General features: G+C 59.4%; 10 protein-coding genes and 1 pseudogene. 1 reads left to right on the top strand and 10 read right to left on the bottom strand.

The features are described 5' to 3' along the window. Nucleotides 1-339 precede the first annotated feature (339 nt). From CRO48_RS30955 to CRO48_RS33185, 6 genes are all read right to left on the bottom strand, one after another. The gene (locus CRO48_RS30955; protein WP_097143473.1) at nt 340-3390 is read right to left on the bottom strand and encodes an efflux RND transporter permease subunit; all 3051 of its coding nucleotides are present in this window, start codon (nt 3388-3390) and stop codon (nt 340-342) included. Continuing rightward, complete coding sequence (locus CRO48_RS30950; RefSeq protein ID WP_235906874.1) at nt 3387-4478, bottom strand: efflux RND transporter periplasmic adaptor subunit; 1092 nt, start codon at nt 4476-4478, stop codon at nt 3387-3389. Before CRO48_RS30950 ends, CRO48_RS30955 begins: the two co-directional genes overlap by 4 nt. Before the next feature lies 1 nt (nt 4479). Next, nucleotides 4480-5604, bottom strand: a complete 1125-nt coding sequence (locus tag CRO48_RS30945; RefSeq protein ID WP_312196271.1) for an efflux RND transporter periplasmic adaptor subunit — start codon at nt 5602-5604, stop codon at nt 4480-4482. Between the two features lie 136 nt (nt 5605-5740). Further along, on the bottom strand, nt 5741-6364 hold the full coding sequence (locus CRO48_RS30940) for a DUF3313 domain-containing protein (RefSeq protein WP_235906873.1): 624 nt from the start codon (nt 6362-6364) through the stop codon (nt 5741-5743). A gap of 267 nt (nt 6365-6631) precedes the next feature. Then, the gene (locus tag CRO48_RS30935; RefSeq protein WP_280952713.1) at nt 6632-7186 is read right to left on the bottom strand and encodes an SH3 domain-containing protein; all 555 of its coding nucleotides are present in this window, start codon (nt 7184-7186) and stop codon (nt 6632-6634) included. A gap of 146 nt (nt 7187-7332) precedes the next feature. Continuing rightward, the gene (locus CRO48_RS33185) at nt 7333-7716 is read right to left on the bottom strand and encodes a hypothetical protein (RefSeq protein WP_245423728.1); all 384 of its coding nucleotides are present in this window, start codon (nt 7714-7716) and stop codon (nt 7333-7335) included. Between the two features lie 295 nt (nt 7717-8011). On the opposite strand from CRO48_RS33185, the pseudogene CRO48_RS30925 reads away from it, so the two are divergent. Then, nucleotides 8012-8389, top strand: a pseudogene (locus tag CRO48_RS30925) (transposase); the annotation flags it as partial. Between the two features lie 40 nt (nt 8390-8429). Here the strand turns inward: CRO48_RS30925 and CRO48_RS30920 are convergent. The 4 genes from CRO48_RS30920 to CRO48_RS30905 all read right to left on the bottom strand — a co-directional run. Continuing rightward, entirely contained in the window at nt 8430-8912 is a 483-nt protein-coding gene (locus CRO48_RS30920) for a periplasmic heavy metal sensor (RefSeq protein WP_235917010.1), read from the bottom strand. After that, nucleotides 8909-9379, bottom strand: a complete 471-nt coding sequence (locus tag CRO48_RS30915) for a hypothetical protein (protein WP_097143470.1) — start codon at nt 9377-9379, stop codon at nt 8909-8911. The genes CRO48_RS30920 and CRO48_RS30915 overlap by 4 nt, the downstream gene beginning before the upstream one ends. A gap of 2 nt (nt 9380-9381) precedes the next feature. Beyond that, complete coding sequence (locus CRO48_RS30910; protein WP_097143469.1) at nt 9382-10047, bottom strand: sigma-70 family RNA polymerase sigma factor; 666 nt, start codon at nt 10045-10047, stop codon at nt 9382-9384. A 247-nt stretch (nt 10048-10294) separates the two neighbouring features. Further along, on the bottom strand, nt 10295-10626 hold a 332-nt coding region (locus CRO48_RS30905), incomplete at its 5' end, for an ABC transporter permease (RefSeq protein ID WP_141402163.1).

Raw genomic sequence — 10626 nt, 5'->3', positions numbered from 1 at the left:
TCTCATCTTCGCTTCCTTTGAATGAGCTACGATGAGCCGAAAATCCTCTCTTCTCAATTAAACCAATTCTGTCTCATGGGCGCTGATGTCGGACACTCGCCGGGATCTGCGGCGGGTTTTCGGGTGGTCGCGACCAGCATGTCGACGCGGCTTGTGTCGTTCGTCGTCAACGCCACGGGCTGAAGGACATTCTCCGGCCGGCCCGCGCAGCCGCTGAGCATGGAAAGAAGGAGGGGAAACAATACGATGCGCCCTCGCCATGAGCGCGAATTGCGTGAGCAGGCTTTTCGGGCGGCAACGGCATTCATTGACGAAAGCCGTCGTAGCGATGACGTGTAGTCAATTGTGTTCGACATCGCGGGGAATCCTGAACCAGGTTACGTAGAGAGCGGGAAGGAACAGCAGGGTCAGGACGGTTCCGACGACGATGCCGCCCATCATGGCGTAGGCCATCGGTCCCCAGAACACCTCTCTTGAGATGGGGATCAACGCCAGCGTCGCCGCGGCGGCCGTCAGCATGATCGGTCGCATCCGATGCTCCGTCGCCTCGACGACGGCCTGCCACGGAGGGGTCCCTGCCTTGCGCAGGTCTTCGATCTGGACGATCAGGATGACCGAGTTTCGGATGAGGATACCGATCAGGGCAAGCACGCCGAGGATTGCGACGAAACCTAATGGCGCTCGACTCAGAACGAGCACAGCGACGACACCGATCAAGGCGAGCGGGGCGACCGAGAAGACGAGGAGCAATCTATGGAAGCTTTGAAGTTGCGTCATCAGAAGCGTCGTCATGACGAAAATCATGACCGGCACCACATTGATAATCGGCGCCTGGGACTTGGAGCTCTCCTCGACCGTACCGCCGACGGCGATATCGTATCCCGGTTCCAAAGAGGCTTTCAGTTCTTCTATCTTCGGGTCGAGCTGCCGAACTATCGTCGCAGGCTGCATCGTGTCCCTTATACCGGCCTTGATCGTGATCGTCGGTATCCGGTTGCGTCGCCAGATCGTCGGTTGCTCCAGGTCGTAATCGAATTTGGCGACGGAGGAGAGCGGGATGGACTTCCCGCTGGCGCTTGGCAGTTGGAGATCGAGCAGACTGTCAATAGAGGCGCGTTCTTGTGCCTCCGCCCGTCCGACAACGTTGATCAGATAGATCGCATCGCGGACCTGCGTCACGGTCGCGCCCTGGACGATGCCGTTCAGCGCCGTTGCGATATCCTCGGAAGAAACACCGAGCTGCCGGGCCTTGTCCTGGAGAACGTCGACCTTCACTACCCGTGCAGGCTCATTCCAGTCGAAGACGAGGCCGGTCAGAGAAGAATCGGACATCACGATCCCGGCAGTTTTTTGCGCTAACTCGCGCACTTTCTGAATATCCGGGCCAGAAATTCGGTACTGGACCGGCTTGCCGACCGGCGGACCGAAGTCCAGCGTCTTGACGAAAGCGTCGGTGCCCGGAAAAGTCTTCAGCAAATAAGCCTGCAAGTCGGCCCTGAGCCGGTCGCGGACCTCAAGACCCTTCGAGACGATGACGATCTGGCCGAAGGTGGGATCGTCGGGCTGGACGTCGAAGGACAGAATGAAGCGCGGGGCACCCCTACCGACATAGCTCGACCAGTGATCGATGTCGGGATTGCCGGCGAGCTTCTCCCGCTCGAATTGCGCCATCTGCCGGTTCGTCTCGGCCATGGAACTGTTTTGCGGCAGGTTCCAGTCGATGATCAACTCCGGACGGTCGGACGCGGGAAAGAATTGCTGCTGAACCAGCGACATCCCGGCAACGGACAGGCCAAACGCGGCGACTGTCACGATGATGGTCGTCCAGCGAAAGCGAAGGCAGAGCTGAAGCAGCCATGAGAAGGCTGCTCCCATACGGCTCTTGTGCTCCTCGTGCTTTTTCATTGTCTTCGGCAGGATCGTCACGCCCAGCAGAGGGGTGAACAGAACGGCGACGATCCAGGACACGGTCAGCGAAACCGCCAGTACGACGAAAAGCGTGAAGGTGAATTCGCCGGCGCTGCTGTTGTTGAAACCGATCGGCAGGAACCCTGCGACGGTGACCAGCGTGCCGGTCAGCATCGGAAAGGCAGTCGATATGTAGACATGGGTCGCGGCCTTGCGCAGAGTGTCACCGACCTCCAGGCGGGCCACCATCATTTCGACGGCGATCATTGCATCGTCGACCAGAAGGCCGAGCGCGATAATGAGGGCGCCGAGCGAGATACGCTGCAGCGAAATACCGGAATACTGCATCACCATGAAGGTGATGGCGAGCACCAGCGGGATGGAGATCGCCACGACCAGCCCGGCGCGCAGGCCAAGGCTGATGAAGCTGATGGCGAGCACGATGGCGACAGCCTCGAACAAAGCTCTGGTAAAGCCGGAAACGGCTTCGTCGACCACGGCCGGTTGATCTGAGACATGATCGACGGACACGCCGAGCGGCAGATCCTGCACGATGCGCTCCATCATCTCGTCGAGAGCGTGACCAAATTCGAGTAGATTGCCACCGGCCTTCATTCCGATTGCAAGCCCGATCGCCGGCTTGCCATTGAACCGGAACAGCGACGATGGAGGATCGACGTAACCACGTTTGACGGTTGCAACATCCGTCAGCGGAAAAAAGCGATCGTTGACGCGCAGGTTGATCGCCCGGAGGCTGTCTTCGGAGATGAAGCGGCCACCGACGCGCAGAGCGATGCGCTCCGGCCCGGCGTCGATGAAGCCCGATTGGGTGACGGCATTCTGCTTTTGCAGGGTTTCGACGATGTCGGACTGATTGATTCCAAGCGCTGCGATCTTGCGGGTGGAGAACTCCAGATAGATCACCTCGTCCTGGGCGCCAATGATGTCGACCTTGCCAACATTCGGCACTGTCAGGACCTTGGTGCGGGCATCCTCGACGAGATCGCGCAACTGCCTCTGATTCAAGCCGTCGGCGGTGAAGGCAAAGATGTTTCCGTAAACATCGCCGAATTGATCGTTGAAGAAGGGGCCGACGACGCCTGACGGAAACTGCTGCTGGATGTCGCCAATCATGTTGCGGACGCGCTGCCAGGTCGCTGGGACATTGCGCGCCTTGGTGGTCGGAAGAAGATCAACGAAGATCGTGGTCTTGCCGGCGGTCGTGAGGCTCCGCGTCCGATCGAGGCTGTCGAGCTCCTGAAGCTTTTTCTCGATGCGATCGGTGACCTGCTGGGTGACCTCTTCGGCCGAAGCGCCCGGCCATTGCGCCTGGATCACCATCGTCTTGATAGTAAAAGACGGATCCTCCTCGCGTCCAAGGTTGAGGTAAGCGTACATGCCAGCGACCGCGAAGGCGATCATGAAATACCAGACGAAGGAACGATGTTCGAGCGCCCAGTCCGATAGATTGAAATTCTTCATGGGCGCATCTCCTGTCCTGGCCTTATCTTCTGTCCCTCCTGAAGTTCACTGACTCCTGCAACCACGACTCTTTCTTCCGCGGTCAGTCCCGATTTGACCCGTACAAGTGGGTTCTCCGGCCCGGTTTGTTCCAGGACAACCGTACGCGACGACACGCTCAGGGTATTCGGATCGATCACCCAAACACTAGGGACGCCATTCTTCTCCACGATTGCCGAGCGGGGCACTTCCACGGCTTGGATGCGTTGGCGCTCCGTGAACGTGGCGGTCACGACCGCACCGAAGCGGAAGACCTCGGGGGGCTTTTCCAGGGCGATTTTCACCCTGTAGGTTCGGGTGTCCGCGTCCGCCTGCGGAGCGATCTCCCGGACCTGTCCGGATGTCCGCAAGCTGCCATCGAGCTGCAGCGCAACGTCTACATGGTTGGACGAAGTGATAGACGAAACCTGCGCCTCGGGCACGTCTATGATGACATCGCGCTGATCGAGCCGCGCGAGTTTCAGGACGGCTTGTCCGGCTGTAACGGTCTGGCCCACTTCAACGGAGGTTGAGGTGATCACGCCGTCGAACTCCGCCTCTAACCGAGCATAGCCAAGCTGCTCCCGGGTCTTGGCCAGATTGGCTTGCGCTTTCGCGACATTCGCCTGTGCCGACTTGAGCCCCTGTTCGGCAAGTTCGAGGTCGGCAACGCTGGCGGTGTTAGTCGCAGCGAGCATGCGTTTGCGTTGCTCGTTAATCACGGCGTTCTCGAGTTGGGCATTCGCATTTCTGAGATCGGCTTGCGCGCTGATCACGGCGAGCTGCAATGTGAGCGGATCGATCTCCGCGAGAATGTCGCCCTTCCTGACGATGTCGCCTGTCTCAACCTGTCGCGCGATAACACGGCCAAGAACCCGGAATGCGAGTTCGGTCTCCACCCGCGGCTGAACGACACCGGCAAAACTCAAGGCTTGGGAACGACCGGCTGTCACGTCCATCCAGACTACGGGTCGCGGTGGCGTGTTTTCCGCTGCAGCGGGCTGGTAGGGTAAGGACCAGACGATGACTGTTGCGATATAGAGCATAGTAGCTGGGGACGGGCGCTTCATCTCAGTTACCCTCCCAGTTCACGACCTGGTCGGGCCGAAGGAACTTGCCGCCTTCCGTGACAACCAGTTCCTGTGCGGAGACCCCCTTTGCGGCAGTGAATTCGCCTGCGCGGTAACTTGCTACAGTGATCGGGCGAAGTGCGACGGTGCGCTTGGCCGCATCCACGATCCAAACTGCGGGCTTCCCGTCAGCCGACGCCATCGCGCTCCACGGCAATGTGATCGCAGCCTCTTGAGACGCTTGAAAAGTGCCGATCACGGGAGTTCCAAGGGACCATTGGACATTGTCGGGAAGTGCCAATTTCACGCGGATCGTTCCGGTCGTCGTATCGATGACCGGCGCGACCTCTCTCACTTTTGCAGGGATACCACCGCCAGGATTCGAGACTGGCACCACGGTCGCCTCATCGCCCGGTGGCCCGGCCAGGAAAAATGCCTCGAAGACATCGAAGACCGCATCACGGGGACCATCATGGGCGAGCGTGAAGGCAGGCTGTGCCGCTGATACGACCTGCCCAACCTCGATGCTGCGCGCAGTGATGATGCCGTCAGCATTGGCTTTGAGTTCGGTGTGGGAGAGTGCGTCGCGAGTGATCGCCAGGGACGCTTTGGCGGACTCCAGCGACCCTTCTGCCGTCGCCAATTCCTCTTTCGCCTGATCGTAGGTCGACTGGGCGATTGCGCGTGTCTCCACCAATGTCTGATAGCGCTGAAAGGCGAGTTTCTTTTGATTGAGTGTCGCTTGCGCCGCCAGAAGACCAGCCTCAGCCGACTCCACGTCGGCGCGTTGCTCGGTGTCATCGATCCGAGCCAGAACATCTCCGGCGTGCACATGTGAACCGATATCCACCCGCCGCTCTATGACCTTGCCGGCGGAGCGGAACGCGAGGTCGGTCTGGATGCGCGCTCGTATCTCGCCTGAGACGCCTGTGCTGCGCTGATGCTCGATCATTGCAGCGTGAATCACGCGTACCGGCTGCGGTGGCGCCGCTGTTGTCTTGGCATTGTCGTCGCATGCCGCAAGCAACATGCCGGTCAAACCGAGACCAATCACGCGAAATCGAATTTTGGAAGTGCGATGCCGGCTCGTAAACTCGCCGGCATCATATCGTTCTTGCTTCTTCAAATAACTTCCAGTCAGAGTAAGATCTCCTGCGATTGTCTGCGAGGCTTCGAGCCGGCAGATTTCTGGCGCGGGGCGCTTGTCGTGTCTTGACGTCCAGACGCGTTGGGCGAAACGGCTGACGCATTGACGCTTGCGGCTACCGGGTGCTGCCGGCCAATTCTTTGCCCAGTTGGTCCGCCGCCGAGCGTACCCCGGCCTTCGCGGCGTCGAGCCCCCCGAAATTGGCGGTGATGTCGAGTGCGTTCGCGCTTCTGCTCGCAACATGGGCGTAGAGCAGGGCGCCGGTCTGGGCATCCTCGATCTCGACGGCATAGGACACCCAGCCGGAGAATGTGCCGCGACCGCCAGTGGCCTGAGCGCCCGCATTGACGACAAGGCCGACCGGCAGAACATGCGAAACGGTGGACAGCACCGGTGTGCTTGCTTCTGCACCGGTCAGTGTCAGCCTGGCGCGCAACGTACCCGGTCCGGGCTGTGCAACGAGTTGAAGACGTCGGCTGAGGACCTTGGAAAACTCCTGATGCATGTAGCTGGCAAGTGCCTGCCGGTCGGTAGCCGACATCTTGCCGAATTGGGCGTCCGGCCCTGCATAGATCGCCGTGGGTGGAATAATCACACGACTGTAGGCTGCGAAATTCACATCCGGCCGACGGTAGGCATAGGGCCTTGTCTTGTCCGAGGTCGGGCGTAGAAACGCCGACGAAGACAGCGCTTGAGACGGTGGCGGTGTTGTTGCGCAGGCGGCGAGGGCGAGCGCCATCGCGCAAGCCGCCAGGCCACGCACCCAAATATTGGAAGGCCGCCTCCGAGGTGCCTGGGACGGACCGGAAATCGGGGTCAGACTATTTGCGCGATTATCCAAAGTTCACCTCATGTGCATGGCCCGCTGTCACGGTGTTTTCTTCACCGGCAGAACGGTCCTCAGCTTTTGAACGAAAATCCCGAGGCGGTGATCCGCCTCGGCCTGACTTGCGTCATGGCTAACGATCGGGGACGGCGTGTACTCGTCTCCGGCTTGAGGTTCGTCTTAACGCTCCACGACGCCCCTACGGAATTGGAGGCCGCCACCAGGCTGCCGCATGATCGCGCCACCGGCGCAACGGTCTGGGCCGCATGCTCCTCGTGCCGCGGCGCCGCCGCCGTAAGGGCCGCGAACAACGGCAGAACCGCCGCATGCCGCTCCGACGCAGCCACCTCGCGCAACGCCGCCGTAGCCCGGGCCGCCGCGATAATACGTGTTCCACTGTCCGTGCCACGGCTGGCCGGCATAATGGTTGTTCCAGTAAGCCTGATTGAAGGCGACAACGGTCAATCCGATCATCGGAATGAGCGCCGGTGAAAGAGCTACTGTTTGGCCTTGATAGTAGATGCTGACATAGTTCGAAGAGACCCAGCCGCGTGCTCCTCCCCACGAGACGTCGCACCAGGACGCTGCATCAAGGCACCCGTAGATGGTAAGAGCTGCGCTCGGCGGCATCGTCATGACCACTGGATACCATGTTCCCGGCCCGGCCCTCAGATTGACGCTGCCGACCGTCGCTCCTTTTGTTGCCGCTACAGCCGGGCCTGATGCGACGGCCATACACAGCGCTGCCAATGCACCCAGGATACGGCGGCGCGTAACCCAAATACGCTTTATGTTCATAACTTTCTCCTTTGAAATCGTTGAGCTTTCCTGAGTCAACGCGTCCGACAACTTGAACGAGCAGATCAAAGTCGTTCAAATATTTACAAGTTGACGACGCTCCAACGGCTGTCGTTTGGCCCATCGTCTTCGGAGCCATCAGGGTCGCCAAAGCGGTAGGCGCTGACACATCTCTCCGTCGAAGCCGCCTCGTTCGACACGCACAGCTCATATCCGTCCTCGGCGGCATACAGAGTGACGCAAACGGTATTCGGCATTCCGTTTTCCATCGGGAAACAGAGCGCCTCGATGGATTCGTTCTCCCATGGGATCGTGACGGGCCGCTCGCGGGCAGCCGCGTTAACAGAGACGGAAATGCCGGCAAGCAGCATCAAAGCAAAGCAGGTAAAACCGCGCCTCTTACTCATTGTCCCTCGCTTGTAATGCTGAATAGAAGGTCGATGTCCGGGCAGTTTCTTTCTTGCCACGGAGCGAAATGCAATTAACGGCAATCGCCATCCGACCTGTTGCCAAGGGTTCGAGGCAACGGTGCATTCTGAAAGATTGACCTACTCCATAACTGGTTGGCCCCGAGGCAAACGGCCGTTGCTCGCGCCAGCGCTGCGATGGTTTTCGGTCGGTATTTTTCAATCATCAGCAGCTTCCCGAATGGATGAATTGCTACTGATACGAAGTGCGGCGCCCGATGCGACATTCCGGTTGGATTTTTTTCGGAGCTGCCATTCAGATCTGAGATCTTATGGTGAGCAGCAGTAAGGGAAGGACATGCAACATGAGCTGGTCCAGTTGGCGCAGATGATCGACTGGCCGTTTCTGAAAGAGCGTTTTGGCAAGGTTTTTCAGGATGGATCAGGTATGCGGCAGCTGCCGACCCGGCTGATGGCAGGGCTGGCAATCCTCAAGCATACATTCAATTTGTCGGATGATGGGGTTTGCGTCCGCTACCACGACAGTCCGTACTTCCAGTATTTTTGCGGTGGGGAGCTCTTCCAGCACAGATTGCATTTGGACCGTTCGTCGATGACGCGCTGGCATCAGCGCATGGGCGAGGAGCGGATAACGGCTCTTCTACGGGAGAACCTCTCGGTGGCGGCCAAGACCGGTGCGATGAAGCCGTCGGACACGCGGCAGGCGATCGTGCGATAACTGATCGGTCTAGCCCGCGACGGATCGGCGACCGTTACGGAACGCGCAGTATTCCCTTTGCCTTTTGATCGGCAACCACCGTGCGCCTTCCTTCGGGGGAGATTTGACCTATCGCATCCACCAATGGACCGCCAATTGCGTCCATGAACTCCGTCCAGGCGGACTGCATTGCACTGAGGGCCGCCAGGGTTGCGACAGGATCATACGGATCAGCAGACATCTGTTTCAGCATTTCTTGCCGAGCCTCGGTAACTTTCCTCACGGCTCGCGCATATCGCGGTTCTTCCTTGAGAAGAGTCTCACGGAACGACCTGGCGTCTGAAGCGGGAAGGGTCGCTTCCGCAACAGCAAGAATGCGAGCTAAAGGATCATCACCTCTGGGGACCTCCGGTGTCGCACGCAGCATTTGCCCTCCCACAAAAGCGAGAAGGAACATGTTCAACACGAGCGATATGGGAAGAGCAATTCGCAGCCATTTTCTTGTGCCATCCTGTGTTTGAACCATATTGCTGTTCATTCCATGAAAATTGGGATCGATGCGACCTGAAGTGTGGAGAGCAGATCACCGGAGGCGGGTAAGTTCGGGAAATGCATCCCGATAAAAAGACCCGCAGCCACTGCTATCCCGCTGCCGGAGGAAATACCCAGCCAATTCAGATGGGGCCATAGCCCGCGAACTTGCGCAAAAAGCCGTGCACCGAACCGGGAGGGTCCGGATGGTGCTGGCGCTATTCGCGCAGCGACGTTCGTTCTCAGGCGCACCAAGGCGACACTACGCTCGCCCGGCGGCCACAGGGAGATCTCTTGATGCCTGCGCGCCGCCGCTAGCGCATCATCCATCAAGCGCTCCTCCGCAAGAACGGTACGCGCCACTTTCGAGATCTTTAGCAGAGACAGCGCATCGGCCTGCACCTCTACAGGCCAGAGGTCAATATTCGCTCCGTAACTTCGCGCCAGGGACGTAAAACGTTCGATCTTCAACATATTTATTCTCCCTGTTTATCACGCTCTGCCAGCAGCCGCTCACGAAGTGTAGTTCTGGCGCGCGCAAGCAGACGCTCTATTGCTTTGGCCGACAGCCCAAGAATACGTCCCGCCTCAGCGCCGGATATGCCTTCCTCGTAGACGAGTATCATCGCGGCCTGCTGGCTCGCTGGCAATGCGCGAATAGCTGCAGCCAGGGCGGCATCGCGCTCGGTACTCGTCAAAATCTCGTCTGCTGCGGCTCCTGGATCGACAGCATCGAAGTTGTCTGGAAGGGGGACCGGCTCTTTACGGCGGCGGCGATCAATACAGAGATTGACGACGATCTGATAAAGCCAGGTTCTCAATCGAGCGCGCTTTGGGTTGAAGCGGCCAGCGTGATGCCACACCTTGACCATTGCATCCTGGGCGATGTCCTCAGCATCGCGAAAATTCGGGGTTATGCGGCTGGCTACACTTAGAACAAACGCACCGTGACGAACAACGATTTCGTCGAAGGCTCTCCGGTCTCCTTGTGCAGACCAGAACAGGAGTTTGTCATCAGCAACCTTGTTATAGGCCCGGGGTTCGACCATGCCGGTGCCCAGAGTCCGCCTGACTAGCAACGCGAGCGCGTCCCATTCGAGTTCCATCTCCTGCCATCGCGCTGCCAATTCCTGTGCCTGCATGTGCGCCGCTCGCTTTTCCCGGCTCTTGCAGCTTATACGGGGCGCGCACCTGTTTCCCCCTCATGCGATCGAGATTATGCGCGGCAATCCCGATAGGCACGCGGGCGACTTCCCGCCCAAACGCGCAGACGGGAATTGCATGGCCGCAGGTTCAACCGTTGCGCTCATATCGCGCCATCGCCCTACAACCAGATCGTCAATCCTTGCCCCAGGATGCCGCGCGCACAGCTCGGGCTTGACCGCTGGGCTAGCGCAGGAACGCCCTGAAACGGCGCAGCGAGAAGAAGAACAGCGCCACCCCAAGAACCAGCAACGCCAGAAACTGAGGCCAGACGACATCCAGGCCCGCGCCTCGAAACAGTATCGCCTGCGCCAGCATGACGAAGTGCGTATCGGGTGCGACGAGCATGACGTCCTGGATGATCTGCGGCATGCTCTCGCGCGGCGTCACCCCGCCCGACAGGACGCGCAATGGCAGCAGGGTCAGCATCAGGAGAAGACCGAACTGTGGCATTGAACCGGCCACCGTCGCGAGAAAGATGCCAAGCGAAGTGGTGGCGAACAGCTGAAGCACCGTGC

Origin of the sequence: Rhizobium subbaraonis, assembly GCF_900220975.1 — a bacterium.
Classification (GTDB): Bacteria; Pseudomonadota; Alphaproteobacteria; order Rhizobiales; family Rhizobiaceae; genus Mycoplana; species Mycoplana subbaraonis.
The sequence above is the reverse complement of the archived record's forward strand: the minus strand, read 5'-3'. Positions and strand labels throughout refer to the sequence as shown.